General features: G+C 59.7%; 24 protein-coding genes, 1 rRNA gene and 2 pseudogenes. 11 read left to right on the forward strand and 16 right to left on the reverse strand.

The window, feature by feature from the left end:
- Positions 1-2: 2 nt before the first annotated feature.
- On the reverse strand, positions 3-659 hold the full coding sequence (locus CXK96_RS05505; RefSeq protein WP_102835465.1) for a cytochrome c3 family protein: 657 nt from the start codon (positions 657-659) through the stop codon (positions 3-5).
- Between the two features lie 288 nt (positions 660-947).
- On the opposite strand from CXK96_RS05505, the gene fdhF reads away from it, so the two are divergent.
- Both fdhF and CXK96_RS05515 read left to right on the forward strand, forming a co-directional pair.
- The gene (gene fdhF, locus CXK96_RS05510; RefSeq protein WP_102835466.1) at positions 948-3,911 is read left to right on the forward strand and encodes a formate dehydrogenase subunit alpha; all 2,964 of its coding nucleotides are present in this window, start codon (positions 948-950) and stop codon (positions 3,909-3,911) included.
- Positions 3,911-4,393: a hypothetical protein gene (locus CXK96_RS05515; protein ID WP_102835467.1), complete on the forward strand. Its 483-nt coding sequence runs from the start codon at positions 3,911-3,913 to the stop codon at positions 4,391-4,393. The genes fdhF and CXK96_RS05515 overlap by 1 nt, the downstream gene beginning before the upstream one ends.
- A 19-nt stretch (positions 4,394-4,412) precedes the next feature.
- Here CXK96_RS05515 and CXK96_RS05520 read toward each other — a convergent pair whose 3' ends face one another.
- The 7 genes from CXK96_RS05520 to CXK96_RS05550 form a co-directional block, all read right to left on the reverse strand.
- Positions 4,413-5,087, reverse strand: coding sequence for a haloacid dehalogenase type II (locus tag CXK96_RS05520; RefSeq protein ID WP_102835468.1), 675 nt, complete (start codon positions 5,085-5,087; stop codon positions 4,413-4,415).
- An 84-nt stretch (positions 5,088-5,171) separates the two neighbouring features.
- On the reverse strand, positions 5,172-5,717 hold the full coding sequence (locus CXK96_RS05525) for a hypothetical protein (RefSeq protein WP_102835469.1): 546 nt from the start codon (positions 5,715-5,717) through the stop codon (positions 5,172-5,174).
- Positions 5,717-6,172: a DUF305 domain-containing protein gene (locus tag CXK96_RS05530; RefSeq protein WP_102835470.1), complete on the reverse strand. Its 456-nt coding sequence runs from the start codon at positions 6,170-6,172 to the stop codon at positions 5,717-5,719. The genes CXK96_RS05525 and CXK96_RS05530 overlap by 1 nt, the downstream gene beginning before the upstream one ends.
- A 16-nt stretch (positions 6,173-6,188) precedes the next feature.
- A complete protein-coding gene (locus tag CXK96_RS05535; protein ID WP_256061596.1) occupies positions 6,189-6,743 on the reverse strand; it encodes a c-type cytochrome in 555 nt (184 codons plus the stop codon).
- 260 nt (positions 6,744-7,003) lie between these two features.
- Positions 7,004-8,542 (reverse strand): phospholipase D-like domain-containing protein, encoded by a 1,539-nt coding sequence (locus CXK96_RS05540; protein WP_102835472.1) that lies wholly within the window; start codon positions 8,540-8,542, stop codon positions 7,004-7,006.
- A 54-nt stretch (positions 8,543-8,596) separates the two neighbouring features.
- The gene (locus CXK96_RS05545; RefSeq protein WP_102835473.1) at positions 8,597-9,718 is read right to left on the reverse strand and encodes an aldo/keto reductase; all 1,122 of its coding nucleotides are present in this window, start codon (positions 9,716-9,718) and stop codon (positions 8,597-8,599) included.
- Positions 9,719-9,960: 242 nt separating this feature from the next.
- Positions 9,961-11,040: an endonuclease/exonuclease/phosphatase family protein gene (locus CXK96_RS05550; protein WP_102835474.1), complete on the reverse strand. Its 1,080-nt coding sequence runs from the start codon at positions 11,038-11,040 to the stop codon at positions 9,961-9,963.
- A 228-nt stretch (positions 11,041-11,268) separates the two neighbouring features.
- Between CXK96_RS05550 and CXK96_RS05555 the strand changes: the two genes are divergently transcribed.
- The 5 genes from CXK96_RS05555 (at position 11,269) to CXK96_RS05575 (ending at position 17,953) form a co-directional block, all read left to right on the forward strand.
- On the forward strand, positions 11,269-12,744 hold the full coding sequence (locus CXK96_RS05555) for an FAD-dependent oxidoreductase (RefSeq protein WP_102835475.1): 1,476 nt from the start codon (positions 11,269-11,271) through the stop codon (positions 12,742-12,744).
- A gap of 347 nt (positions 12,745-13,091) precedes the next feature.
- Positions 13,092-14,099, forward strand: a complete 1,008-nt coding sequence (gene arsS, locus CXK96_RS05560) for an arsenosugar biosynthesis radical SAM (seleno)protein ArsS (protein ID WP_258005596.1) — start codon at positions 13,092-13,094, stop codon at positions 14,097-14,099.
- Positions 14,100-14,163: 64 nt separating this feature from the next.
- Positions 14,164-16,314 carry an FAD-dependent oxidoreductase gene (locus CXK96_RS05565; RefSeq protein ID WP_102835477.1) on the forward strand — a complete coding sequence of 717 codons (2,151 nt, stop codon included), beginning with the start codon at positions 14,164-14,166 and terminating at the stop codon, positions 16,312-16,314.
- Between the two features lie 245 nt (positions 16,315-16,559).
- Positions 16,560-17,246: a DUF2064 domain-containing protein gene (locus CXK96_RS05570; RefSeq protein ID WP_102835478.1), complete on the forward strand. Its 687-nt coding sequence runs from the start codon at positions 16,560-16,562 to the stop codon at positions 17,244-17,246.
- On the forward strand, positions 17,243-17,953 hold the full coding sequence (locus tag CXK96_RS05575; RefSeq protein WP_219807519.1) for a hypothetical protein: 711 nt from the start codon (positions 17,243-17,245) through the stop codon (positions 17,951-17,953). The genes CXK96_RS05570 and CXK96_RS05575 overlap by 4 nt, the downstream gene beginning before the upstream one ends.
- A gap of 23 nt (positions 17,954-17,976) precedes the next feature.
- Here CXK96_RS05575 and CXK96_RS05580 read toward each other — a convergent pair whose 3' ends face one another.
- Positions 17,977-18,228, reverse strand: coding sequence for a YkgJ family cysteine cluster protein (locus CXK96_RS05580; protein ID WP_102835479.1), 252 nt, complete (start codon positions 18,226-18,228; stop codon positions 17,977-17,979).
- A 142-nt stretch (positions 18,229-18,370) separates the two neighbouring features.
- On the opposite strand from CXK96_RS05580, the gene CXK96_RS05585 reads away from it, so the two are divergent.
- Entirely contained in the window at positions 18,371-18,712 is a 342-nt protein-coding gene (locus CXK96_RS05585) for a DMT family protein (RefSeq protein ID WP_102835480.1), read from the forward strand.
- A 115-nt stretch (positions 18,713-18,827) separates the two neighbouring features.
- Complete coding sequence (locus CXK96_RS05590; RefSeq protein ID WP_019339364.1) at positions 18,828-19,109, forward strand: pyrimidine/purine nucleoside phosphorylase; 282 nt, start codon at positions 18,828-18,830, stop codon at positions 19,107-19,109.
- Positions 19,110-19,436: 327 nt separating this feature from the next.
- Here CXK96_RS05590 and CXK96_RS05595 read toward each other — a convergent pair whose 3' ends face one another.
- The 6 genes and pseudogenes from CXK96_RS05595 to CXK96_RS21150 form a co-directional block, all read right to left on the reverse strand.
- The gene (locus CXK96_RS05595; protein WP_102835481.1) at positions 19,437-19,733 is read right to left on the reverse strand and encodes a flagellar protein FliT; all 297 of its coding nucleotides are present in this window, start codon (positions 19,731-19,733) and stop codon (positions 19,437-19,439) included.
- A 23-nt stretch (positions 19,734-19,756) separates the two neighbouring features.
- Positions 19,757-20,137, reverse strand: coding sequence for a flagellar export chaperone FliS (fliS, locus tag CXK96_RS05600; RefSeq protein ID WP_102835482.1), 381 nt, complete (start codon positions 20,135-20,137; stop codon positions 19,757-19,759).
- A gap of 87 nt (positions 20,138-20,224) precedes the next feature.
- Complete coding sequence (gene fliD, locus CXK96_RS05605; protein ID WP_336442434.1) at positions 20,225-21,781, reverse strand: flagellar filament capping protein FliD; 1,557 nt, start codon at positions 21,779-21,781, stop codon at positions 20,225-20,227.
- A 14-nt stretch (positions 21,782-21,795) separates the two neighbouring features.
- Positions 21,796-22,155, reverse strand: coding sequence for a flagellar protein FlaG (locus CXK96_RS05610; RefSeq protein ID WP_102835521.1), 360 nt, complete (start codon positions 22,153-22,155; stop codon positions 21,796-21,798).
- A gap of 74 nt (positions 22,156-22,229) precedes the next feature.
- Positions 22,230-22,574 (reverse strand): annotated as a pseudogene (locus tag CXK96_RS21145) (flagellin); the annotation flags it as partial.
- Between the two features lie 657 nt (positions 22,575-23,231).
- A pseudogene (locus CXK96_RS21150) lies at positions 23,232-24,206 on the reverse strand (flagellin hook IN motif-containing protein); the annotation flags it as partial.
- 425 nt (positions 24,207-24,631) lie between these two features.
- Between CXK96_RS21150 and mntA the strand changes: the two are divergent.
- Together mntA and CXK96_RS21160 are read left to right on the forward strand one after the other, a co-directional pair.
- Positions 24,632-25,015: a type VII toxin-antitoxin system MntA family adenylyltransferase antitoxin gene (mntA, locus tag CXK96_RS21155; RefSeq protein WP_102835522.1), complete on the forward strand. Its 384-nt coding sequence runs from the start codon at positions 24,632-24,634 to the stop codon at positions 25,013-25,015.
- 230 nt (positions 25,016-25,245) lie between these two features.
- Positions 25,246-25,419, forward strand: coding sequence for a DUF86 domain-containing protein (locus CXK96_RS21160; protein WP_197675253.1), 174 nt, complete (start codon positions 25,246-25,248; stop codon positions 25,417-25,419).
- Positions 25,420-25,894: 475 nt separating this feature from the next.
- On the opposite strand, the gene rrf is transcribed toward CXK96_RS21160, so the two are convergent.
- A 5S ribosomal RNA gene (rrf, locus tag CXK96_RS21165) occupies positions 25,895-25,971 on the reverse strand; the annotation flags it as partial.

Consider the following 25,971-nt stretch of genomic DNA (forward strand, 5'->3'; position numbering starts at 1 on the left):
GCCTACCTATGGCATGTGTAGCAATGGGTCAGGTTGCCGTCGCCGATGTGGTACTGGCGCATGAGCGCCTCGCCGAGCTCCCGGCGGTCGCCCTTGTATTGCCAGTTCATGTCGGTCACCGCGTCCCGAGGGCGCAGGCGTGGCGCAGGGTCCTGATGACAATCGAGACACCAGCTCATGGTGAACGGCTCCGCCTTGCTCATCAGCGGCATGCGGTCGACCTGCCCATGGCATTCGGCGCAACCCACGCCAGCGTTGACGTGCACACCGTGGTGGAAAAATACGTAATCCGGCAGTTCGGTCACCCGATTCCAGCGCAACGGCTCGCCTTCAACGAGGCTCTGGCGAACCGGTGCGAGCATTTCCGCGCCGGTCCAGATCTGCGAATGACAGCTCATGCAGGTGTGAGTTGGCGGCAGGCCCGCCACCGGGCTGGTCTCGACATTGTCGTGGCAGTAGCGACAGTCGATCTGCAGCGCACCGGCGTGATGCTCATGGCTGAAAGGCACCGGCTGGTTGACCGTGAAACCCTGGTCGGTGACATAGGACGAGCGCGACAGGATGACGAACGCGACGAAAACCCCGACAAGCCCCAATGACAAAAGGAGCAATACCAGACGTAACCACATGTCGGCGGTGCGGGGGAAAAGCTGGGCCATCCGGTAAGGCGCGTCCTGACTGTATCCGTATGTGACTGTATGTTTCTGGCCGCCCACCGGCGCATGAGTTCAATCGAAGCGGCGATCCAGGTGCCAAAGGCCATGGAGACCCCACAGTTCAGAAGGGAACGTTTGCGCAGGGCGGTCAGTCAGCTATGAACAATCATTTCCGGAACCAGCGCTCTAGCTTTGCGCTAGAGCGCTGGGATTCGCAGGAGCCGCCGGGCCGTGCCGGCGCCAGGCCAGGATGCCATCCGCACCCATCCGACAACAAAAAACGGAGGCCTGATGAGCAACTGCACGATCCATTTCGACGGCAAGCCACTCAACGGCGATGCCGACACCCCGCTGATCGATTTTCTAGCCAGCCATGACATCGACCTTCCCCACGTCTGTTATCACCGCGCGCTGGGGTCGCCACAAACCTGCGACGTCTGCTGGGTTCAGGTCGATGGCGAACTGGTGCGCGGCTGTACGCTGAAAGCGCACGACGGGCTCGAAGTCACCAGCCAGATACCCGAGGCCAAGGCCGCGCGCGAGGAAGGCATGGATCGGCTGGTGGCCAAGCACGAGCTGTACTGCACGCTGTGCGAGCACAACACCGGCGACTGCACGTTGCACAACACCTATGCGCAGATCAATCCGCCGATCCAGCGCTACGAATTCAAGCGCAAGCCTTACGACAAGGATCATTCCAACCCCTTCTACACCTACGATCCCGACCAGTGCATCCTCTGCGGCCGCTGTGTCGAAGCCTGCCAGAACGTCGAGGTCAACGAGACGCTGTCCATCGACTTCAACATGGAACATCCGCGCGTGCTGTGGGATGGCGGCAAGCCGATCGACGAATCCAGCTGCGTAAGCTGCGGCCACTGCGTCACCGTATGCCCATGCAACGCGCTGCTGGAAAAGACCATGCAGCCCGACGCCGGCCCCTTCACGGCGCTGCCGCAGGATGTGAAGCGGCCGATGATCGACATGGTCAAGAAGCTTGAGGAAACCATCGGCGCGCGGCCGATCACCGCTATCTCGAAGCTGGACATGCATTGGCGCCAGCCGGAGATCAAACGCACCAAAACCGTGTGCACCTATTGCGGTGTGGGCTGCTCGTTCGAGATGTGGACGCGCGACCGGCATATTCTCAAGGTGCAACCAGTAGTCGATGCGCCAGCGAACGGCATCTCCACCTGCATCAAGGGCAAGTTCGCCTGGGATTTCGTCAACGACCCGAAGCGTCTGACCACCCCGCTGATCCGCGACAACGGCAAGTTTCGTGAGGCCAGCTGGGACGAGGCGCTCGATCTGGTCGCCCATCGTCTGCTGCAGATCCGCGATAACCACGGACCGGACGCCATCGGCTTCATCGGATCGAGCAAGGCCAGTAACGAAGAGGCCTACCTCACACAGAAGATCGCCCGCGCGATCATCGGCACCAACAGCGTCGACAACTCCTCGCGCTACTGTCAGAACCCGGCTACCAAAGGCCTGTTCCGCACGGTCGGCTATGGCGGGGATGCCGGCACTATCGAGGATATGGAGAAGGCCGAGCTGATCGTCATGGTCGGCAGCAACCTGTCCGAAAACCATCCGGTGATTGCCTCCAAACTGAAGGCGCAAAAAAAGCACCGGGGCCAGAAGTGGGTGGTGTTCGACCCGCGCAAGCACGAGATGGCCGAGCGCGCTGATATTCATCTGCGCCCCAACGCCAGCACCGACATGGTCTGGGCCTCGGCGCTGTCGCGCTATATGTTCGAGCATGGCTATGCCGACCAGGAGTTCCTCGATGCCCGGGTCAATCAGATCGAGGAATACAAGCAGTCGCTGGAGCCCTTCACCATGGACTTCGCTGCGCAGATCACCGGTATCGAGAAAGACAAACTGATCGAAGCGGCCGAGCTGATTGGTCAGGCGAAAAGCGTGTGCCTGCTCTGGGCCATGGGCATCACGCAGCACAGCCACGGTTCGGACACCAGCACGGCGCTGTCGAACCTCTTGCTCGTCACCGGCAATTACGGCCGGCCCGGCACCGGCGGCTATCCAATGCGCGGGCATAACAACGTTCAGGGCGCCAGCGACTTCGGTTGCCTGAAGAACATGTACCCCGGCTACGAAAAGGTCACCGAGGAAAAGAACCGCGACAAGTGGGCCAAGGCCTGGGGCGTGCCGAAAGAGAGGTTGTCGCTGGAGAAAGGCAACGACAACTTCACCATGGTCAAGGGCGCTGATGAAGGCTCGGTCAAGGCGATGTTCATCATCGGCGAGGAAACCGCGTTCTCCGACGCTGACAGCACTAGCGTGCACAGCGGCTTCGAAAGCCTGGATTTCATGGTAGTGCAGGACATCTTCATGAGCCGCACCGCCGAGTTCGCCGACGTGGTGCTGCCGGCCTCTCCCTCGGTGGAGAAGGACGGCACCTTCACCAACACCGAACGCCGCATTCAGCGCTTCTACCAGGTGCTGCCGCCGCTCGGCGAAAGCCGTCCCGATTGGCAAATCCTCACCGACCTCGCCAAGCGCATGGGCTATGACTGGGGCTACACCCACCCGAGCCAGATCATGGACGAGGCCGCCAGCATCGCCACCCTGTTCCAGGGCATCAGCTATGAGCGGCTGGAAGGCTGGCAATCGTTGTTCTGGCCGATGCAAAGCGACGGCAGCACCACACCGCTGCTGTACACCGAGCGTTTCCACACCGATGACGGCAAGGCCATGCTCTTTCCGCTGGAATGGAAGGAGCCGGCCGAAGCGGCGGATGACGAGTACGACATCATGCTCGACAACGGGCGCATGCTCGAACAGTTCCAGAGCACCAACCAGACCGGGCGCGGGCCACGCATCTGGTCGCAGGCGCCGAACTGGTTCGTCGAAGTCAGCCCGGAGCTGGCCGCCGAGCGCGGCATCGAGGACGGCACATGGGTACGTGTGACCTCGCGGCGCGGTTCGGTAGAAGTGCGCGCCACGGTGACTGACAGGGTCGCCGGCAACACGCTGTTCATGCCCATCCACCAGGGCAAACCCGGGTTGAACCTGCTCACCGGTGAACATCACGACCCGGATGTGAACACGCCGGCTTACAAGGAAACCGCGGTCAAGCTGGAAGTACTGCCAGAGAAAGGCGAGCCGCCGCTGCCGTCGAACAACTTCCGCAACGCCCATCGCACACCGAACGATGGCGTGCCCGTCGAGGTGAAGTGGTATCGCGAGGACTACGTCGAACCGCCCGCCCAAGCCCCGCACCCGGAGAGATTCTGATGGCCCAACGATTGAATTACGACGTCAAACCGACCCCGACCGAGCCGACTGCCCGCGAAGAACTCGATACCCTGCTGGAAACCCTGCATCAAGGCGGCATCCTGCGCTTCGCCAATGATCTGGCCGGCTCGCAGCAACAGCTGCTCAAGGTGCTGGTGGACGGCATGAGCAAGGAAGGCTCGCTCAACGCCATGCAGAACCTGTCGATCCTCGGCATGGCGCTGTCCCGCATCGAGCCCGCGCAGTTCTACAAGACCGTGTTCGCTTTCCAGTCCGCCTTTGCAGCCGTTGGCCGGTACCAGCCGGACGACAAGCACGACGAAGCGCCGGGTGTGACCGGCGCCTACAAGATGCTGCACGACGACGAACTATGGGCTGCGCTGATGCCCATCATCGAGGGGCTGAAGACCTTTGCCAGCGGTCTGGACAAGGAAGCGGAAAAGCCGATCACCGCCTTTAGCGGCAAGAAGACGGAGCAATAAAACCGAGTGCTATCTCCCGTTAAGCCTGACGCCCGGCCAGCAGCTTCGCGGCGAAATCCTGCAGATCATCACCGATCAGATCCGGCTGGCTTCCGGTCGGATTGAGCACTTTGCCCGGCCGTGCGATGAACGCGGTCCGGCAACCTGCTGCCGCCGCGCCGGTGATGTCCCAGGCATGAGCCGCGACCATCATCATTTCTCCCAGCGCTATACCGTGGCGCTCGGCAGTCATTCGATACGGCTCCGCTGCCGGTTTGTAGCGCTGTGTTTCCTCGACCGACAGAACAGCGTCAAAGCTCTTGCCCAGCCCCGCCGACTCCAGCTGCTGCCGTAGCGTCTGCAAGCTGCCGTTACTCAGGGCGGTCAGGTGAAATCCCGCGTCGCGCAGCTGTTCCAGCGAGGGGCGCACATCCGGGTGGGCCGGCAGCCGCTTGATGCCCTCCACCAGCTCCTGACAATGCGCTTCGCTCACCTCGACCCCGTGTCGGCGCCCGACCATCACCAATGCGGCCTGAGCCAGATCAGCGAAAGGCTGAAAGCGGCCAATGATGGTCGCGGTCATCCAGCCCTCCTGCAGGGTCAGGAACCATTCGACACGGCTATTGGCATCATCGAAGAGGCGCTCAAAGAGCGGATCAAGCGCGGCAACGTCCAGCAACGTCTCGTTTACATCGAACACAAGGTGGCGAAGCATGCTCTCCTCCTGCACGGATCGGTCGAGGGTCAAGCGACCCTCATGGGATGGCAATGGCGCGGATCGCTGCTTATCGCGCAGGGATCACGGCGTGGTGCAGCGATACCAGCCGCGGTAGCCAACCCGTAGCCCCTGCTCCAGCTCGAATACCATATCGGCTTCCGTGAGTTTGGCTGGCATAGGGTCGCCCGCTATCTCAGCGGGTTTGATACTGACCGACATGCCATCAGTACTCAGCGCGAAACCACCGGCCTCGGCACGCTGCGCCGCGAGTTTCACCAACCGTCCATGAACCTTCATCACGCCTTGGCCAGCTTTGTCACCCGTCAACTCAAGAGCGACAACAGGGGCGCTTTCGGCGGTGTAGGCAAAAATGCAGCGCGGCCCTGCGCCCAGCACCTTGTCGATTTCGGCAGCGTCGAGCGTCTGCGGATCAATCGTCGGAATGTCAGGCGTGCCCACCGCTTCGCGCGCACTGACAACCTCTGGTGTCGGTCCGCTCATCAGCGGCTTTTTAACACCTTCCCCAGGCGCAGGGTCGCCACAGGCGGTCAGCAACAGTGCGGCAAGCGGCGTGAGCAATTTCCAGGCGAGCGAACGAGAGCCGCTCCGGTGCATATGAAGTTGCATCAGTCGACCCTCTCGAGTTCGTTGATCAGGTATTTCATTTCGGATATTTCGCGACGCTGCGCCGCGATGATTTCATCAGCCAGTTTGCGCACGCGCGGATCGGTAATCTGTGCGCGCTCGCTGGTCATGATTGCAATCGAATGGTGGGGAATCATCGCCTTCATATAGTCCGTATCGCCTACCGTGGACTGGCTTCTAATTACCCAGAGCGTCAAGGCGAATACAACAATGCTGCCAATATATATGGCGATATTGACGCCCTTCTTCTGATACATATTGAGCATAAAGCTCAGCATGATCACCGCCATAACGGCGCCCATCAGAAGCGCCATCCATGCCCGGGTTTCGCTCCAGAAAATATGCTCGAAGGCATAAGTGTTCATATACATCAGGCCGAACATCACGACGGTGGAAGTTGCGATCATGGCGGCAAAGCGCCAATAGGACATTTGCATATCTCGCTTCCTTTTATTAGTGCTTATGCGTGCCGGTTTGCTGACCCAGTGCGGCATACTCGCTGCTGGTCATACCGGGTAGCCGCTTTACAAAAGCGGCAATATTCCAGAGCTCGGCATCCCCATGCGTTTCGCCGAAGGCCGGCATGGCCGACATACGCACGCCATGCTTGACCAGCCAGAACACCTCGTTTGGCTGCCAATGTGCGGCCTCCTCGACCAGGTGCGGCGGTTGCGGCAGCAAGCCCGTGGCCCACTCGGCTCGTTTGACGCCTGGGCCCGCGTGGCAGTGTTCGCACATTGCCTTGTAGTGCTCTGCTCCGGCCTCGACCTGCGCTTCGGAAAATTCTTCAGGCACCTCCAACTCATCGGCCCTGGCCGCCACTGAGTTACTCATGGTGGTGGAGAACAACCACCGAACGAAGGGTGAATGATCCTGGGAAGCGGCGATGTTGTATGAGCCGGTATAGGCCACGAACAACATGAGCAACAAGGCAAATAAAGCAGCTAACATCACGCCCGCCGCTATGCCTTTGGTAAAGGAGCCTCTCGAGTTTTCCATATAACTCATTACCTCCATTGAGTGAGTGGCTTTGCTTAAGGCGTAGACATAACAGCGTGGAGGTTAGTTGCTGGCAATTAAGCTAACTGACAAAAACGTAATGTAGATCAATAAAACGAAGCGGTTCTTGATCTTTGAATTGAACTGGCAACGACATAATCGGTGCGCATCCATTGGTTGTGTCCATCCCTACGGTGCATCGTGCCTCCAATCATTTAGGAGAGACATGTGCTCTGCCGAGAGCTGGATTCTCCCGAGTGCGGCTTGAACTACAGATAGGGCTCGATCTTTAAAAAGCGCGCCAGCCAGGCATTGAAGCGACGCCATGGATTGGCCGGTTCACGTTTGAGCCTGAGCGCGCGGCCTTGGTCATCCTCATAGTTCCAGACAAGCCCGGCGCTCTGACTACAATCGCCGAGTTCGACTTCGTAGCTCACGGTTCCGGATTGCCCCTCAGCCACCAGCTGGCGTACAGCACTGGCCAACGTCGGGCTGTCGATCAGAACGCCTACCTCGGAATTCCACAGTACCGAGCGTGGGTCCAGGTTCAGTGGGCCGATGAATACTTGCCGACCATCGAACACGGCCGCTTTGCTATGCAGACTCACCGGCGTGTCGGCGAGCCTGTAGCGCGAGTGCGTTGCCGGTTTTTTCCGCATCTCGAACAGCCTAACGCCGGCGCGCAACAGAGCCGCGCGATAGGGCTGGTAGCCACCGTGTACCAGTGGCACGTCCGTCGCCTCCAGCGAATTGGTCAGAATCCGAACCGACACGCCCCTACCTGCACAATTACTTAGATACTCCAGCCCCGCTCGGGTGGGCACAAAGTAAGCGGACACCATCACCAGTTCCCGTCGAACGGCCTGCGCCACGGGCAGCAACGGTGCAGTCATCATCTCGTCCTCGTCGGGCACCGTGGCCGTCGCAAGCTTGCCGGGCGGATCCCACAGCGCTGTGCCCTTCGCCCAGATCAATTGATCCAGCCATGTGCCGAGCTGTGGCGCTTGACGGTAAGCGGTCAGTTGCGCGCATTGGCCCGGCTCCTGATTACAGGCATCGTCTATTTCCTGCGCCAGGGGCCGAGGTTGCTGCCTTCGTCCGAACCGCCTGATGGATTTACGCAGGCATTGATCGATGGGTACGGCCAGTGAATGTTGCCAGTACTCCTCGAAACTGCCGGACAGATCGCTGGCCACGGCGCCGATACACAGCAGGTCGATGTCGACGAAATTGCGATCAGCGTCGACATCGTAGTACTCATCGCCGAGGTTTCGCCCGCCCATGACGACCAGATTGCGATCAGCCAGCAGCAGCTTGTTATGCATCCGCCGATGTTGATGAGGGAGCTCAAGCAGACGACCCAGGGGCCGAGTAATGGCTCGTTTGCGCCCCTTTTTCGGCGGATTGAACACTTTCATCTCGATGTTGCGATGGGCGGCGCTGAGCAGAATGCGGTGATCGCGCGCATCGCTGGCGAAGTCATCGAGCAACAGCCGGATATGCACGCCGCGGTTGGCCGCCTGTAGCAGCTCGCCAAGCAACAGGCGTGTACTGATACCGTCGTGGGTAATGTAGTACTGCAGGTCGAGCGACTCGGTGGCCTGCGTGATGGCTTCGGCGCGCGCATTGAACGCATCCTCGCCGGACAGCAGCAGACGAAACCCCGAATGGCCGGGCGTGGCGGCCTGGATCAGAGCGTCGACATGCGTCTTCAAGCTCGATATGGGTGTATCGCCGCCCACCGACGTTCGGTGCGCCGAGCCGGACCGGAGGTAGGGTGCTCGCCCGAAGCCGTCTGGACAGTTCATGCGGCCGGCTCGGCCATCAGTAAAAGTCAAATCAGCCCTCGCATTGGACGTCGGTTAGCGCGGTATTGGCGCGTCGGCATGCAGTAACCCCTGATCCTTGGCCGCCGCCCAGAAGGCAGCCGGTACAGGCGCATCAACTATCGATGCAACGTTTTCTCGGACCTGCTCGGGGCTGCTCGCCCCGGCTACTACAGCTGCCACAACGTCAGGTGCATTGCAGAACTGCAACGCCGCGGTGCGCAGATCGACGCCGTGTTCGCGCGCCAGCGTCCGATAGCGCTCGCGTTTGTCGGCAATATCGGCCGGCGCACCTCGGTCGTAATTGAAATACTCGCCACCGGCCAAGTAGCCAGAGTTGAGCGGCGCGCCGAGCACCAGCGAGACGTTGCGTTTCGCACAAGCAGGAAAGGCGCGCGTGAGCGCATCCTCATGTTTCAGCAGCGAATACTGAGTGGCCAGCAAGCTGATATCCGGATCAGAAGCGTCCAGCGCGTCGAGCAGTGGCTCGAGCGTATTGACGCCCAGCCCCCAGCCCTTGATCAGCCCCTCCTCCCGCATCTTCACCAGTTCAGGCATGGCACCCTTGCGCGCCACTTCGAAATGCTCGCGCCATTGTTCACCCATGTGGTCGGGTGACAGGTCGTGAATGAACACCATGTCCAGGCGCGGCACGCCCAGGCGCTGCAGGCTGTCTTCGATGGAGCGACGGGTAGCGGACGCTGAGAAATCCCATTCGGGACGGAAGTTGTCCACCCCCTGCCAACCGGGATGGTCATAGCCCGGATCGGGTTCGAGCAGCCGCCCGGTCTTCGATGACAGTAAATAGCCGTCGCGATCGCGCGGGTAAAGTAACTGGCCGACCCGGCGCTCACTCAGGCCCAGCCCGTACCAGGGCGAGGTGTCGTAATAACGGATGCCCTGCTCCCAGGCAGCCTTGAGAATGGCGCGCGCCTGTTCCTCGCTGATCTGGCGCCGCATGTCGCCCAGCGCGATGGCGCCGCCGAGTCCAAAGCGTTGCGGCGGTCGATAGCGAGGGTGATCGCCCTCGTTGCGTGGCAGTGAATCGGGCGAACGGCTCGCTACCTGATCATCTGTGGTCTGCGCCAACAGCGGCGGTGTAGTCAGCGCCAGTGCACTGCCGGCAGCCAAGGTAGAAAGAAAGACGCGACGCTGCATGTTGCCTCCTAACCGTGTGCGGCCTGCGTGCAGACCGGTAGATGTTGCCCGCCGTGTACGCCGGCCCTCAGGCACCCACTTCACCGCGTGATGTGACTCCGTCACGTGGCTACGAGGATCTGGCCGCTGCGCATATCTATGCCGACCAGTAGCCCGGGGCAACTGTCGCCCCGGGCGGCATTCCTGCGCATACGCACTCGCCTAACGCCAACGGGCCTCCGCGTGTTCCCCGCGCTGCCCGCTCAAGGATGCGGCACATCGTCCTTGCTGGCCGGTTCCTGCGCGACTTTGTTCTGCATGCGCGCCCGGTCATCCGCGTGGGTGTCCAGGCTGTGCTGTTCGCTCGCATGGCGGCGGTCGTATTGCAGCTCGATGAACATTGGAAAGTGATCCGACCCGATATCCGTCAGGCGCTTGATGCGCACGACGCGAAAGTGAGCACTGTGGAAGAAGTGATCCAGCGGCCAGCGCAGCAAGCGGTGCTGCGCATGAAAGGTGTTGAACATGCCGCGGCCGATGCGCGGATCGAGCAGGCCGCTGATCTTGCGGAACAGTCGCGTAGTCGGCGACCAGGCTACGTCGTTCAGGTCGCCAGTGATGATCACCGGTTCATCGGTCTGCTTGACGCTGCGCCCGACGATCAGCAGTTCGACGTCACGTTCGGTGGACTCGTCGTTTTCGGTCGGGCTCGGCGGTGCCGGATGCAGGAAATGCATTCGCACGCCCAGCTCGTCATTGACCCGCAGCCGGGCGTGCATCGAGGGGATATTGTCCTGCACCAGGTAACTCAGCCGCTGATTCTCCAAGGGCAACCGCGAGAACACGTGCATGCCGTAGAGGTTGTCCAACGGACAGCGGATGGAAAAGGGGTAGTCGTCGCTGAGGACCTGCAGCTGGTCCTCCCACCATTGGTCACTCTCGAGGGTGACCAATACATCCGGACGGTACTGTCTGACCAGAGCGATCAGGCGGTCGGCATGGCGGTTCGGGGTGAGCACATTGGAGGACAGGATACGAATCCGCAGGCCGTCGTCGTTCGGGTCGGCCCAGTCGGCCTCACAGCGCACCAACGGCGTGTATGGGCGTATCCACCACCACTGATAGGCCAGACACCCGAGCGTCGCGGGTGGCAGTAGCAGATTCCAGTAGTTGGAAAAATCCAGCAGTACGAGCTGAATCAGCAGCAGCACCAGCAACAACGCACCGATCTGCAACTTGGGGAAATCCCAGCCGCGTATCCACCAGCTCGGGTTGCTCCAGTATTGAATGAGAGTGACCGCCACGAATACCACCGTCACCCCAACCAGGATGCCTTGGGTCATGGCTTGCCCTCCACTGTTTGAGTCCAGTCCATAGCTAGTTCGGATCGGCCTTCGCGCTGATTGTTCCTCTGCGCAGTAACGGCTGCCTGCCGGGCGGTCTGGAACCCGCCCGAACCGGGTCGCTCTACTGCCCAGTGCTTGACGATCTTTCCGCCCGTCATGCCGGCGCCGCCGCGACGGATGGCGAAATGTCGACAGCCCATGCGACTCAGCCGAGGAGACCCGACCATGCCTGCGCTATCTGCAAAACCTGAATGCTGCTGGACTGCCAGCGCACCCCACTGCGAATTTCCGCCAGCGACTGGCCACAGCGAATGCGACGTCGTCGTGGTCGGCGCCGGCATCGTCGGGCTGAGCGCAGCCATGACCCTTTGCGAGACAGGCAAGAAAGTCGTGGTGCTCGAAGCGCGCGACGTCGGCCGGCAGGTCACTGGTCGCTCGACCGCCAAGGTCACCACCCAGCACGCGCTCATCTACCGACACCTGATCGACACCTTTGGCCAGGACCTGGCGCAGTGCTACGCCGACGTCAACCGCGAAGCCGTGAACCGCATTCGTCAGTGGGTAGAGAGCCTGGAGATCGATTGTGACTACCAGCGCCAATCGGCCTTCGCCTATGCCTGTTCGGCCGACGCCCGCGAAGCCATCGAGCGCGAGGCCGAGGCGGCACACTGTCTGGGGTTTGCAGCGCGTGTACTCGACCGTGCCCCCCTGCCCTTCGAGACCACCGGTGCGCTGGAATTTCCCGATCAGGCACAGTTCAATCCGACCAGCTACCTCGTCGGTCTCGCGGCGGCAGTACAGGCTCGCGGTGGGCAGATCCACCAGCAGACCCGCGCCCAGAGCTTCGAGCGCAACGAGCGCTGGCAGATAGGCTTCGACGGCGGCACGATCCAGGCCGACCAGGTGATCATTGCCACGCACCTGCCGGTGGAGACGCCAATCGATATGGCCAGCCCCACTCAACCGCGCTGTCACGTGGCAATCGCCTTCCGGCCAGAGGATGGCGCCAGCCTCGACGGCATGTTCATTGCCGTCGAAGAGCCGACTCATTCGATTCGCATGGGCCGCGACGAACACGGCCCGCTGCTGCTCGTGCTCGGACCGCGCTTCAACACCGGACAGGACGGCGACGTGGCGAAGCGCTTTGTCGATCTAGAGCAATGGGCGCGCAGCAACCTGCCGGTCGGTGAAGCGGTGTGGCGTTGGTGCAACGAGGATTACGACACGGCCGACCGCATGGCCTACGTTGGCGAAGCGGACCCCGAGCAGGCGCCCGGGCTGTTCATCGCGACCGGATTCAACGCTTGGGGCATCAGCAACGGCACCGCCGCCGGGCTCGGCATCGCTCGCCAGATAGTGACCGGACGCAGGCCATGGAAGACGCTTTTCGATCCCCAGCGTCCGTCGCCGGACGACTACAACCAGAGCACTGAGAGTCAGTCGCAGGTCGATGATCTGGAGGCCATCGGCCCGGGCGAAGGCGGTGTGATCACCCGCGGCGATGAACAGATTGCGGTATGGCGCGACGATGCCGGCGCGCTGCATGGCGTCTCCGCGGCCTGCACGCACATGGGCTGCAGCGTGACCTGGAACAACGCCGACCGCACCTGGGACTGCCCGTGCCACGGCTCAATCTTCCAGGCCGACGGCGAAGTCATTCACGGTCCGGCCACGCAGCCCCTGGCCAGCAAGCCGCTCTGACGCATCAGGGGCATTTGTAAGCCGAAGCACGCTCGGAAGCGGCTTCGGCTGGCTGACATTGCTCTCGTTGGCGAACACAGCTCGTTTGCAGAGGCGATGCATAGCCTTGAGGCGCTGCTGGACGGCTAGGTGACTATTGGCTGGTAAGCCATAGATAACCTTCTGACATACATCGCCCGTGCATTTTTACCTGATCTGAGGGCATCCTTTCGCACATAGGTTCGTGCCACCCGGAGACGCTGTTCGGTGTCCGGATCGCGAGAGTCTGTTCGCCGAAGCGACCTGAGCAAGCCGATCCGCTGTCCGCATACAGAAAAACTGTAACGCTGGGCCGCGGCACGGCTCCAATGGACACCACTTTAAGAGTAGCGATCGCCATGCATGCCACGCTTCCTCTTCTCAACGCCCTGGCGTTTCCCCCGATCAGTCGTGGGTCGCTGGAGGCCTTGCAGGTCAACCTGACCTACCGCTGCAATCAGCGCTGTTTGCATTGCCATGTGAACGCCGGGCCGACGCGCACGGAGGCAATGACCGATGAAAGCCTGAGCCTTTTGCATGAGGTAATCGACGCGCACCCGGTGCACACACTCGACCTAACCGGTGGCGCGCCGGAGATGCACCCTCGTTTTCGCGAGATAGTCATCCATGCGCGGCGAGAGGGGTTGCGGGTGATCGACCGTTGCAACCTGACCATCCTGAGCGAACCGGGATACGAAGATCTGGCTAAGTTCCTTGCCGACCAGGGCGTTGAGATCACCGCCTCCCTGCCCTGCTACTCGCGTGAAAACGTCGACAAGCAACGCGGCGACGGCGTGTTCGAAGCCAGCATCGCCGGGCTACGAAAACTCAACCATCTCGGCTACGGAGCCGAGGGCAGTGATCGCATCCTCAATCTGGTCTACAACCCCCAAGGCCCCAGCCTGCCACCCCCGCAGAACCAGCTCGAGGCCGACTACAAGAGCCACCTGGGGCAAGACTTCGACATTCGTTTCAATCACCTGCTGACGATTACCAACCAACCCATCGCCCGTTTCGGCAGCACCCTGATCAGCAAGGGCCAATTCGGTGATTACATGCAGCTGCTGCGCGACAGCTACCGGCCGGCGAATCTCGGCGCGTTGATGTGCCGCAGCCTGATCAGCGTGGATTGGCAGGGCTATTTGTATGACTGCGACTTCAACCAGATGCTCGACCTGCCAATGGCCATGCCCGAGCTGATCGGTCGCGACCGACCACACTTGCGCAACCTGCTGCAGACGACGAGCCTCAACGGCAACGCCATCGTCACGCGTGACCATTGCTACGCCTGCACCGCCGGGCAAGGCTCGAGCTGCGGTGGCAGCCTGAGCGATTAGAGGTAAGGCGCAATAGCAAGCGGCTGGACTAGCCGACCAGGCCTCAATGAACGGAGACGCAAGGATGAACAGCCGCAAAGTGGCCTTGATAGCCTTGGTTCTGGTCCTGCTGGCAGGCTTCTTCGTATTCGATATCGGCCAGTACCTCAATCTCGATGCGCTCAAGGCGCAGCAGGCGGCGCTTGATGCGCAGGTGCAGGCTCACCCCTGGATCGCTGGCAGCGTATTCTTCATCGTCTATGTGTTGGTTACCGCGCTATCCCTGCCTGGCGCGGCGCTGATGACGCTAGTGGGTGGCGCACTGTTCGGCCTGCTGGGCGGCACCTTGCTGGCCTCCTTTGCGTCGACACTGGGGGCGACTCTGGCGATGCTGCTCAGCCGCTACCTCCTCCGCGACTGGGTACAAACACGCTTCCAACAGCGACTCGCGAAAATCGACCAGGGGATCGAGCGCGAAGGCGCCAGCTATCTGTTTGCCTTACGTCTGGTGCCGGTCTTTCCCTTCTTCCTGATCAATCTGACGATGGGCCTTACGCGACTGCCCGTCCGGACATTCTGGTGGGTCAGTCAGCTGGGGATGCTCCCCGGCACCCTGGTCTATGTAAATGCCGGACGCGAGCTTGGTCAGCTGGAATCACTTGGCGGAATTCTCTCGCCGGGCCTGATCGGCGCCTTCGTCCTGTTGGGGCTGTTGCCCGTCCTGTCGCGCAAGGCGCTGGACGGGTTCAAAGCGCGCAAGGTGTACGCCGGTTGGGATAAGCCTCGTCATTTTGACCGCAATCTGGTGGTCATCGGCGCGGGGTCCGGGGGCCTGGTCAGCGCCTATATCGCCGCAGCCGTAAAAGCCAAGGTCACCCTGATCGAAAAACACAAGATGGGTGGCGATTGCCTGAATACCGGCTGCGTGCCTTCGAAGGCGCTGATCCGTTCGGCGAGACTGGCCAGCGATCTGAAGAAAGCCGAACAGCTGGGCTTCAAGCCAATCGACGCCGAACTGGACTTTGCCGCGGTCATGGCGCGTATTCAGCGCGTAATTGCCACGGTCGAGCCGCACGATTCAGTCGAGCGGTACACCGGGCTCGGTGTCGAGGTGATTGAGGGCGAGGCGCGGATCACTTCGCCGTGGACGGTTGAGGTCAACGGCCAGCGAATCACCACCCGCGCCATCGTCATCGCCACCGGCGCGGGGCCAACGGTGCCGAGCATCCCCGGTATCGAGCAGGTTGCGCCGCTCACCTCGGATACGGTGTGGGCGCTGCGCGAGCAGCCGAAACGGCTGCTGGTGCTCGGCGGCGGGCCAATCGGTTGCGAGTTGGCCCAGGCTTTTCAGCGTCTCGGCTGCCAGGTCACACTGGTGCAGCGCAACGAGCGCCTGCTACCCCGTGAGGACGCCGATGCCAGCGCCGCAGTACTGGCGGGCTTGCGTGCTGACGGCGTGGATGTGCGTCTGGGGCACAACGCTGAACGCTTCACGGAGGGACAGCGGCAGCTCGTCTGTCGCAGTCTTGATAGCGACGGCGAAGTGGTTATTGAGTTTGACCAAGTGCTGCTGGCGCTGGGCCGCACCGCCAATATCAAGGGTTTTGGTGTCGAGGAGTTGCGGTTGGAGGTGCGGAAAAACGGCACCCTCGCCACCGATGATTACCTGGCTACTCGCTTCCCCAACATCTACGCCGTCGGCGACGTGACCGGGCCTTTTCAGTTCACCCATGTGTCCTCTCACCAAGCTTGGTACGGCGCAGTGAACGGGCTCTTCGGCGAGTTCAAACGCTTCAAAGTGGACTATCGCGTGATTCCTTGGGCGACCTTTACTGACCCGGAAGTGGCACATGTCGGGCTCAACGAACGGGAGGCGAAGGCTCAGGGTGTCCCCTATGAAGTCACCCGCTTCAGCATCGATGAGCTTGATCGCGCCATTGCCGACGAGGCCACGCATGGCTATATCAAAGTGCTGACGGTGCCAGGCAAGGACCAGATTCTCGGCACCACCATCGTCGGCGAGCATGCGGGTGACCTGATCACCGAATACGTCTCGGCGATGAAACACGGTTTGGGTCTGAACAAGATTCTCGGCACCATCCACATCTACCCGACACTGGCCGAAGCCAACAAGTTTGTCGCAGGCGAATGGAAACGTGCTCATGCACCGACCACGGTGCTGCGCTGGGTCGCGCGGTTTCATCGCTGGCGACGTGGCGGCAGCGCGGATTCGTAATGACCATGGCAAAGCGCGGTTCAAGTCCGCGTAAACAGAAACGGCACCATCACTTTGTTTGTGTAGGTAAAGCAGCGGATGAAACTTAACGGCTAGCCGCTGGACCTTACACCGATTGCCCGACAGTGCAGATCCAAAGACACCTTCAACGCCTCGCTGCAACGATCGGCAGAGCGGCCTCTCCAAACCGAATATAACCGCAGCGCCGAGATGTGCCGCATCCGACGCCCCCAACGAGCCACTTGATGACTACAAAGCAAACCCTTCCAACCGACGCAGCGCTGGTCCTCATCTGCAAGAGGCCTGCCCTTGGCCACGGCAAACAGCGCCTGGCCGCGCAGATCGGCGTCGAGCGAGCCTTGAATATCGCCGAGCATCTGCTGGATTGCGCACTGGAAGACCTGCGCAGCTGGTCTGGGCCGGTCGTCATTGCCCCCGATCAGAGGGATGCGTGTGACTGGGCCACTCAGCTGATGCCGCAGGCTCTGTGTCTGGCGCAGACTGCCGGCAATCTGGGCGAACGAATCAACAACCTGGACCACAGCTTGCGCGGCCTCGGCCACCGGCGGCTCCTGTACATCGGAAGCGACGCCCCGGCGCTCACACCGGCTGACTATCAGCGGGTACACGCTGCGTTGGAGACACGCGATACGGTGCTCGTGGCTGCGCGGGACGGCGGGGTGGTGCTGATGGCGTCGAACCTGCCCTGGCCGGATCTGGCTGACCTGCCTTGGAGCACGCCTGAGCTGGGTCACGCACTGGCGGAGGCGTGCCATCGAGCCGGCCATTCGGTCTCGTTCAGCGGTGCATCATTCGATATCGACGAACAAGCGGACCTGCACTTTGCAACCCAAGCGCTCGCCGATGACCCCCGGGCAGCGAGGCGAAGACTGCTACAGACGCTGAACACTCTTGAGGGACGACAAGCGTGAGCTCATCAGGGATCAGCGTGATCATTCCGTGCCTGCACGACGAAGACCGCCTTGAGCGGCTGCTTCTTCAATTGCGCCTGACAGAGTCAGAAACAGAAATACCGCTGCAAATCGTCGTAGTGGATGCGGCTGTCAGCGAGCGATGCCAAGCGCTGTGCCGGAGCAACGATGCGCTGTGGTCATCGGCAACGCCGTCGAGAGGCGAGCAGTTACGCCAGGGAGCCGCGCTCTCTGTGTATGAGACCCTCTGGTTTCTGCATGCCGACGCCGATCTGGGGCGTCAGGCACTGATGGCCGTAAGCGAGGCCATAGAGGAAGGTGCTACGGGAGGCTACTTCACCTTGCGCTTCAGCGACACCAACTGTTGGCAGGGCCGCTTGATCGAACGCCTGGTGGCGTGGCGAAACCGGGTCGGCGTGCCTTATGGTGATCAGGGCATCTTCGCCCGGCGCACGGCCTATTTCGCCGCTGGACAACATGCGCCCTGGCCGCTTTTCGAGGAAGTGCCCCTGGTCAAAGGATTGCGCCAGCAGGGAATTTTTCAGCGCCTCGAGCATGGCCTTGGGGTCAGCTCACGCCGCTGGCAACGTGACGGCTGGTGGCGCCGCGCCGGTCGAAACCGCCTGTTAGCCATTGCGTTCATGCTCAAGCTGTCGCCCTTCACGCTGGCGCGGCTGTATGCCAGAAAAACAGTCCCGAAACGGTAACTGCCACTGACACGCCAAAGGGATTAGGCGGTCGCCTGCTCCAACCACCCGAGTAGCTGAATGGCCTCCTGTTCAGAGTCTCCACAAACCTCACGATCGGCCTGAAACTGACTACAAACAGCAGGCCTGGACGATAGGCCGAATAGCCCGCAGAGGTTTCGCTCGGAAAGATGCAGGCAGCGCTCACCCGCCGGTTTGCCAGCAGGCATACCGGGAATCGGTGAACTGATTGAAGGGGCAATACAACAAGCACCGCAACCGGGACGGCAATTCATTTCAACGTCCGAAATGAAATAACGGGGGCGGCGATCATAATCGCCGCCCCGGCAAAAGGCACTAGCGTTGCGCAGCGTTCGTCAGATACTTGCGAGACCCTATCCAGGGCCAATAGGATTCGCCACCGCCCCGGAGTGTCCTATGCCTATCTGGATTCAAACCGCTGCACTGCTTTGCGTTTCCAACCTGTTCATGACCTTCGCCTGGTACGGCCATCTGAAGACGCTCAACGGTAAACCCTGGCTGATAGCCGCGTTGATCAGCTGGAGCATCGCCCTGTTTGAATACCTGATCATGGTGCCGGCCAATCGCATCGGTTACACCGAGCTGTCGATCGGTCAGCTGAAGATCATGCAGGAAGTCATCACCCTTGCCATCTTCGTGCCGTTCAGCGTGCTGTACATGCAGCAACCGTTGAAGCTCGACTACCTGTGGGCCGGGTTGTGTTTGCTGGGGGCGGTTTATTTCATCTTTCGCGCATAGCAGCCGTTTCGACGGGTATTTCCGCACTTTGCCATGCCGCAATACGACCTGATGACGGCGTTCAGCGGCTTCGGCATACTGGCCGCCCTTTCCCCACCCCTTAGAGATTTTCCGAATGTTCAAGGTCAACGAATACTTCGACGGCACCGTCAAATCCATCGCCTTTGACATGGCAGCAGGCCCGGCTACCATCGGCGTCATGGCGCCCGGCGATTATGAGTTCGGCACGAATCAGTTGGAAGTTATGCACGTGGTCGCTGGCAGCCTCGACGTGAAACTGCCGGGAAGCGAAAACTACGAAACTTTCGGCGCTGGCACCCAGTTCACCGTACCGGCCAACAGCAAGTTTCAGCTGAAAGTAGCCGAGGCGACTGCCTACTTGTGTGAGTACCGCTAAGCGGCAGATTTGATACGCGGCAATCCGGGCTTTTGTTGCGGTGGATGGGTAAGGCGCCATCCACCCTACGTCCCCTGTAACCCGTAGGGTGCGCCGGGCGGCGCTCCGCTTCAGCCCACCCAGCCGCAGCACGGTGAACCGCTCCTCGTAGGATGGAATCGCCAGAGGCGCTTCCGTCGTTTACCGCGTACGGCGCCGTTTCTCACCGCGGCACCACAACCGCATCAACCGGACCTCGGACTACTACGTCGGCTAATCCACCCTACGTCACCTGTAGGGTGGGCTTCAGCCCACCAAAGCCGGAAACAGACATCGATCCCGACCGCTTCAGCCCAGCGGCTTGTAGGCCTGATTGACCTGCTTCGACTGGTTCAAACGCGTCAGCTCCCCAGCCAATCGCTCTCGCTCCGCTCTACCAGCCTGTTGAAGCTCTGCGTAGATGTGCGATAGCTCGCTGATCCCCTGATGCAGCTCACGGTTGTTCCACGATTCGCTGGCTGCAACAGCTTTAACCAGAACACGAGACTGCTTATCGAGCAGCGCTACCGCTTCCCAGTCGAGGCGAGCAAGCGCTTCGCGCAGCAATCTGACTTGCGCCTGAAGCCGATCCACCAAACTAAGCATCGAGCGCTACCCCCACGAATCGATCAGTCACTGATCCCGTCCCAGCCAGACTTGACCTCGCGAAGCAAGTCGGCCACTTCGCCAAGCGGCGCGGGATCATTTTTACGATTAGCTTCGGTCAGGCGCATGATCATGTATTCGTAAAGACGATCAAGGTTCTGCGCAAGTTCGCCGCCTTCATTCAAATCCAGCGCCTCGCGCAGGCCACCAATGATGCCGATACTCTTGCCAATTAGCTCACCCTTCTCGGCTATCCGACCGAATTCGATTGCGCCTTTAGCCTGATAGATTCGATCCAGACCGCCCTGCATAAGCATCTGAATCAAGCGATGCGGGCTAGCCTCGGTTACCTGGGCCTGAACGCCGACTTGTTGATACTGCTTCATTGCGGACATTGCGTACATGATGGGCTCCAAGCGATTAGCGATACTGTTTAACTTATCGACTGTTCCGCAAATAGCTTTAGGCTGCGAACGAGCGAAGTTTCAGCGTCAATCCTTCTGGGTAACGAAGCCGGGCATGCTGTCGAATAGCTGAGTAAGGCTATCGCTGGTGCGGGTAAGCTGAGCCACCATCGTATCCATGGCGTTGAATTGTTTATACAACCGCTCTTCCAATGCCGTAATACGCTTGGTCAGCTCTTCCTTCTGCTTGTCGACTTTTTCGATGGTCTCTTGCAGCGCACCAGTTCTCGACTCCAGAATTCCGCCAGCGTCGGTATAGGGCTTCAACCGCGCACCCAGGCGGTTCGCCAAGCCGGTATCCCCAGTAAAATATGCAGCCACGCCTTCGAAGTTGGAGCTGATCGCTTTGCCCACCTTGGTGGCGTCCATCTCCAAAGTACCGTCTTTCTTGGTCGTGATGCCCATATCGGCCAAGGCACGTATTGCTCCATCGCCCTGAGGCGAGACCAATTCCGAGCGTATGGTATTGATCAGTGATCGAACCGAGCTATCGCCCACCAAGGCGCCAGTGACCGGCGCGTCGTTCTCATTGACCGTGGTGACTTTCGTCTCGGTGTTTATAAACGTCATCAGCGTGTTATAGGCATCGACAAACTTCTTAACGTTACCCTGAACGCCCCCCTCGTCACGCAATATGCTCAGGCTGCTAGAGCCTTCTTTTTTAAGCTCGAAGCTAATACCGCTGACAACATCATCGACGCTGTTGCTGTCACGCGTAACCGAAAGGCCGTCGATTGTGAACTTGGCACTCTGCGCGACGGCTAGCGTCTTGCCTGCGCCTGCATCAGCCATCCGCGCATCGTAGGCAGCCTTATCCGTGACGTAGCTGGTGTCGAGATCCCCGTCGGGATATTTAGCAACATCACCAACATCGGGCGCCACGGCTGGGCCGCTATAGGCCAGCCTGGTCAAAGATTGATTGGCTTCCGCAGGGTCCGCATTGACGGCCGAAACGGTAATGTCGTTACCGTCACCCGTCTTGCTACTGCTCAGCACCAGCCGTGAGCCTTGGTCATCGGTAATTATGGTCGCGCTGACGCCGGCGCTTGCACCTGCTTTGTTGATGGCATCTCGCACACCCGCCAACGTGTTATTAGTCGAGTCGACGACAACATCCAGCGCAGCCGTACCGCCCACATTAATAGTCAAGGTGCCAGCGTTCAGCTTGGTTTCATCATCAGCAGGCATCGCAGCCAAGGCGACTTTGCTGTTGCTAGCCAGCTTCTCGACTTCAAGCTTATAGCTGCCCGCGACTGCGCTTTGGCTGGCCGTGGCGGTTAGAACTGCCGTATCTGAGGAAGTGGCCTTACGGGCGAGAAACGAGGATGGGCTGTTGAGCGTGGATAGCGCTGTCTGGAAGTTGCTGATCGCACCCTTCAATTGTCCGAGCGACGTCAGCTGCGTGGTCGTCTTGGCTTCGACTCGTTTGAGCTGGCTCTCTTTGGGCGCCTTCTCAGCTGATGAAATGGCTTTAACCATTGAATCGATATCCATGCCGGAACCGATACCCGTGATACCCGCCATACGCCACCTCGTCAAAAATATGTCCAAAAGCCAGACATAGCCGGCAATCAGGAAGTACACCCAATAATCGTGCCTTAGGCTTCCGCTTTGAACAGCAAGCTGCGCATATCCTCGAGTCGCTCGGACAGACGCAGCAAATCTTCAGACGGTATCTGGCGAATCAACTTCCCAGACTCCCCATCCATAACCTTGACGACAACCTGACCGCTGGAGTCGTCAACGCTGAAATCGAGGTTGCGCTGAAGATCCTGCACCAAGGACTGGAACCTTTCGACGGCCGAATGAGCGTTTTCGGCATGTGCAGCCTTGGTATCATCGCTCGCTTGGTTAATAACCCCAGCTTGCGATACTTGATCTACCGGCGCCGCTGTAGGCGGCACTTCACGCCGAGGCGTGCTTGGCGTTGCTAAAGACGTGAGATTGACCGTTTCCATTTTGAACACCTCACAACGCGGAAAGGAGGAAGGAGCCTAAACTCCTTCCTCCTGTTTCCCAGACGGCTTTCGCCTTACTGGAGCAGGGACAGAACAGCCTGCGGCAGCTGTTTGGCCTGCGCCAGTATCGCAGTACCAGCCTGTTGGAGCACCTGGTTCTTCGACAGGTTGGCCGTTTCCGCAGCGTAGTCAGTGTCCATGATCCGGCTGCGGGCAGCCGAGGCATTTTCAGAGATGTTCTGCAGGTTGTTAATGGTGTTGTCGAACCGGTTCTGCACCGCACCGAGATCGGCGCGCTGAGAGTCGATACCGGCTAGGGCGTTATCGATTACCGCCAACGCGCGCTGTGCACCATCAGCTGTAGATATATCTACTTTATCAACAGAGTTTTTGTTCGCAGATGCACTGCCAAAGAGCTGGTAGCTGCCTTCAACAGTAATGGCATCACTTGTCACGCCAGCTGCAGTACGAGCTCCTCCTGTCGCAGCAAGGTCAAGGACGCTTCCTGCCGCTACATCTGCTCCATTCTTATCTTTAGGCGTAGCTGTAAATGCTACGGTTCCTGTAGAGGAGGCCACTCCCGCTGCGGTGAACTTGCTCATCTCCCCGAAGACGACATCTGAACCATCTTTAGAACTGATTTGGCCGTCAGCACCGAAACGAAGAAGATCTGCCGCGTTAGGGTCGTTTTTCAAAGCAGTTGCTAGTTCCCCAACGTTTGAAAACTTATAAGACGAGGTGTCAATTGTTACCCCGCTCACTGTGATGCTAGCCAATGACACGCTTGCTGCGTCAGTAGTAGCAGGCGTGCCGCTCGGGGTGATTGTCAGCGCGAGTGTCATGTCGTTAGTTTTCGCAGTCGCCGTTGTAGTCGCTGCAGAAATAGCGTAGCTAGTAGGCGAATTCAGCTGGAGCGAACCAACAATGGTCTCTTGACCCGCAGTGCCGGTTGCGCTCTCGCCAACTGAAGTGGATGCACCGAAGTTTCCATCGGCATCTTGGACGCGGACTTTTAGCGATACACCTGCTGCGTTGCTCGACCCGCCAAACGTGACGTTCTCACCTGTGCTCGATTCGACAGTGAGCACGCCCTTCTCGTCCACATTCGCTTTCAGCCCTAGTTTCGAAGCGTTCGAGTTGATCTGGTCAGCCAAGCTCTGGGTAGAGGTAATACCGACCAGATCTACAGATTTAGAGTCAGATCCGCTACCTACCGTCAACTTGTAGTCTGCTGCCTGGCCTGCAGAGGCGGTTACTTCGGCTTGGAAAACGGTACGCGCTGTGGCGCTTAGACCCGGTATAACACCATTGAATTTGGCTGCAAGACTCTTAGCGCTATCGCCAGCCTCGACCTTTACTTCTTCCGATTTTCCGCCACCGACAACATTCAGAGTTGTAGCAGTAAATGCAGCGCTCCCATTGCCGCTCACGACACTGCTTGTTGCAGTCTTGATATCAGCCGCACTAGCAGGGCTGCCGAAAGCGCGCGTTAACCCGCCGTCAGCGTCCACGCCTTTCGCTTTACTACCAACTTGGTAAGAACCGATGTCGCTAGCGGATGCGCTTTTTACAGTGACATCAATCGTTTCGTATGCATTGGAGCCTACTTGGAAGCTCGAAGTACCAAAGGAGCCGTCCATCAGCTTGCGGCCACCGAACGTCGTGGTTTCAGCGATACGGGTCAGCTCACCTTGCAGCGCCGAAACTTCTTTCTGTAGCGCAGAACGATCTGAGTCACTGTTCGAGCCGTTAGCCGACTGGATGGACAGGTCGCGCATACGCTGCAGGATATTGGTCGACTGCTGCAGCGCGCCTTCAGCGGTTTGCGAAAGGGAGATACCGTCGTTGGCGTTGCGTACGGCGACGTTCAGACCGCTGATCTGGTTGGTCAGTCGGTTGGAGATCTGCAGGCCGGCGGCGTCGTCTTTCGCGCTGTTGATGCGGCTACCGGTGGACAGGCGCTGCATGGAGGTGTTCAGGGCGTTGGACGTGCTGTTGATGTTGCGTTGGGTATTCAGCGACGGGATGTTTGTGTTGACTGTAAGAGCCATGATGTGCCTCCAAGGGCGCTAGTTACTTTGGTTGCCTGAGCTTGCGACTCCGGGCCGGCTTTTGCCCAGGCACCCATTGAGTTCGCATTCGATTAGCTTATCGGCGTCGTTTCGGTGAGCTTTAGGAGGCGATCGAAAATAATTTGCAAGCCCCGAGAACAACCTGTGCGACACCAGCGAACCCACAACCAAGCGAGCCCGCCTGCATAGGTTTTCGGACGCTTTGCGAGATTCTTTAATGACGCACTGGGCCAGCGCGTGAAACGCCCCGATTCCCGAAGCGCTGCCGCGTCTATTGGGCACTGCACAGGCCGGAAGGCTGGTTCGCCGCGGGACGGGCCTCCTACAGGTTCGTTGTAGGCTGGTAGCAATTCATCGGCATCAAGACGGTGGCTTTCACCCGCCCTACGTTATGGCAGGTTTGTATGACGATTAGGCAAGTTGAGGCGGTGCTAGGGCAGCATTCTGACATCAGGTTGGCCTACGTTTTTGGTTCGGTTGCCGCTGGCACTGCGCACAGTGATAGCCACGTGGACTTGGCTGTTCTGTGCGAGGCAGCCATGACGGCTGACCAGCAGATACAGCTCATCTCGGATATTGCTGAAGCGACTGGTCGTGCCGTAGATCTTATTGACCTGACAGCGGTTGGCGAGCCCTTGCTCGGGCAGATACTTCGGCACGGCGTGCGCATCATCGGCGGATCGGAACGGCATGCGCAGCTCGTGTCGAAACACATCTTTAATAATGAGGACTTTATGCCCTGCGTTGAGCGAATGCTCGCCGAAAGGAGGCAGCGATGGATAAGCTGATCGTAGAGCGCAACCCCGATTCGCTCGTGTGGTGCCTTGAAAGAGTGCGGAGCAAGACTCCTGGCAATGTCGACGAGTACTGTGTGATCTGGACCTGCAGGAAGTGCTGGTTCTGAATCTGAGCCGCGCTGCTATGCTTCCATATCGCAGTCTATGTCCGCAGCGAACAAAAGCAGCCACCTCCAGAAACGATGGGCAAGGCCTTCGACCTACTGGTCTAAGACGGCTTTCTGGACGTCACGCTGGCCCAGCGCCTGAAAAAATCCGTCGGATTTCGCAACCTTGCAGTCCACAATTACGACGCCATCAATTGGGTGATCGTCCATACCATTGCAACAAAGCACCTCGCAGACTTCGAAGCTTTCGCAAAAACAGCGATTAAGCAATGTTTCGCCGAAGAGTAACCACTGCTCGCTCAACCGAACGCACTGTGCATTGAACCGATACCAGCGCCGTAGGCGGTCGCCTCTGAAAGTGCCGAACTCTTCGCCACCAGGCGAATTTTGGCACGTGGACCACCACGCTTACCGAACAAGAGCAGAGCAACCGGCGACCTTTCTATAGAGAACCAGGCACAGCGGAATGCCTCCGCCCGGATCGCGGGATTGAGCCATTGGCTCGAAGCCGAGGGTCGTTCTCGCGCGGTATCAGCGCCTGGCTCTGGGCCTTCAAGCGTCCGGCAACCCGCGCAGACCGCTGATGACTTTCTCGTGTTCCCTTAGCTGCCAAGTCAGGCCGCGATGGCTTGCCCGTTCTGAAAGTCAGTGGCCGCGGGCTACGGAATCATTTACCGGGCAGAACGGTGCCACGGATTTCGAATTTTTTCGCCCAAAGACAAACCCCCGATCCTCTTACGAAGATCGGGGGTTTGGTGTAGAAGCTTGACGATGACCTACTCTCACATGGGGAAGCCCCACACTACCATCGGCGATGCGTCGTTTCACTACTGAGTTCGG

This window comes from Stutzerimonas stutzeri, assembly GCF_002890895.1.
GTDB lineage: Bacteria > Pseudomonadota > Gammaproteobacteria > Pseudomonadales > Pseudomonadaceae > Stutzerimonas > Stutzerimonas stutzeri_AB.

What these genes read in the sequence shown, in the direction of transcription:
- CXK96_RS05580 (WP_102835479.1), bottom strand. Translation starts at nt 18,228, where the DNA reads ATGAATTGCCGTCCCGGTTGCGGTGCTTGTTGTATTGCCCCTTCAATC.
- mntA (WP_102835522.1), top strand. Translation starts at nt 24,632, where the DNA reads ATGACGATTAGGCAAGTTGAGGCGGTGCTAGGGCAGCATTCTGACATC.
- CXK96_RS05545 (WP_102835473.1), bottom strand. Translation starts at nt 9,718, where the DNA reads ATGCAGCGTCGCGTCTTTCTTTCTACCTTGGCTGCCGGCAGTGCACTG.
- arsS (WP_258005596.1), top strand. Translation starts at nt 13,092, where the DNA reads ATGGACACCACTTTAAGAGTAGCGATCGCCATGCATGCCACGCTTCCT.
- CXK96_RS05610 (WP_102835521.1), bottom strand. Translation starts at nt 22,155, where the DNA reads ATGGAAACGGTCAATCTCACGTCTTTAGCAACGCCAAGCACGCCTCGG.
- CXK96_RS05515 (WP_102835467.1), top strand. Translation starts at nt 3,911, where the DNA reads ATGGCCCAACGATTGAATTACGACGTCAAACCGACCCCGACCGAGCCG.
- CXK96_RS05555 (WP_102835475.1), top strand. Translation starts at nt 11,269, where the DNA reads ATGCCTGCGCTATCTGCAAAACCTGAATGCTGCTGGACTGCCAGCGCA.
- CXK96_RS05550 (WP_102835474.1), bottom strand. Translation starts at nt 11,040, where the DNA reads ATGACCCAAGGCATCCTGGTTGGGGTGACGGTGGTATTCGTGGCGGTC.
- CXK96_RS05525 (WP_102835469.1), bottom strand. Translation starts at nt 5,717, where the DNA reads ATGCAACTTCATATGCACCGGAGCGGCTCTCGTTCGCTCGCCTGGAAA.
- fliS (WP_102835482.1), bottom strand. Translation starts at nt 20,137, where the DNA reads ATGTACGCAATGTCCGCAATGAAGCAGTATCAACAAGTCGGCGTTCAG.
- CXK96_RS05590 (WP_019339364.1), top strand. Translation starts at nt 18,828, where the DNA reads ATGTTCAAGGTCAACGAATACTTCGACGGCACCGTCAAATCCATCGCC.
- CXK96_RS05585 (WP_102835480.1), top strand. Translation starts at nt 18,371, where the DNA reads ATGCCTATCTGGATTCAAACCGCTGCACTGCTTTGCGTTTCCAACCTG.
- CXK96_RS05565 (WP_102835477.1), top strand. Translation starts at nt 14,164, where the DNA reads ATGAACAGCCGCAAAGTGGCCTTGATAGCCTTGGTTCTGGTCCTGCTG.
- CXK96_RS05505 (WP_102835465.1), bottom strand. Translation starts at nt 659, where the DNA reads ATGGCCCAGCTTTTCCCCCGCACCGCCGACATGTGGTTACGTCTGGTA.
- CXK96_RS05570 (WP_102835478.1), top strand. Translation starts at nt 16,560, where the DNA reads ATGACTACAAAGCAAACCCTTCCAACCGACGCAGCGCTGGTCCTCATC.
- CXK96_RS05535 (WP_256061596.1), bottom strand. Translation starts at nt 6,743, where the DNA reads ATGAGTTATATGGAAAACTCGAGAGGCTCCTTTACCAAAGGCATAGCG.
- CXK96_RS05530 (WP_102835470.1), bottom strand. Translation starts at nt 6,172, where the DNA reads ATGCAAATGTCCTATTGGCGCTTTGCCGCCATGATCGCAACTTCCACC.
- CXK96_RS05520 (WP_102835468.1), bottom strand. Translation starts at nt 5,087, where the DNA reads ATGCTTCGCCACCTTGTGTTCGATGTAAACGAGACGTTGCTGGACGTT.
- CXK96_RS05595 (WP_102835481.1), bottom strand. Translation starts at nt 19,733, where the DNA reads ATGCTTAGTTTGGTGGATCGGCTTCAGGCGCAAGTCAGATTGCTGCGC.
- CXK96_RS05540 (WP_102835472.1), bottom strand. Translation starts at nt 8,542, where the DNA reads ATGAACTGTCCAGACGGCTTCGGGCGAGCACCCTACCTCCGGTCCGGC.
- fdhF (WP_102835466.1), top strand. Translation starts at nt 948, where the DNA reads ATGAGCAACTGCACGATCCATTTCGACGGCAAGCCACTCAACGGCGAT.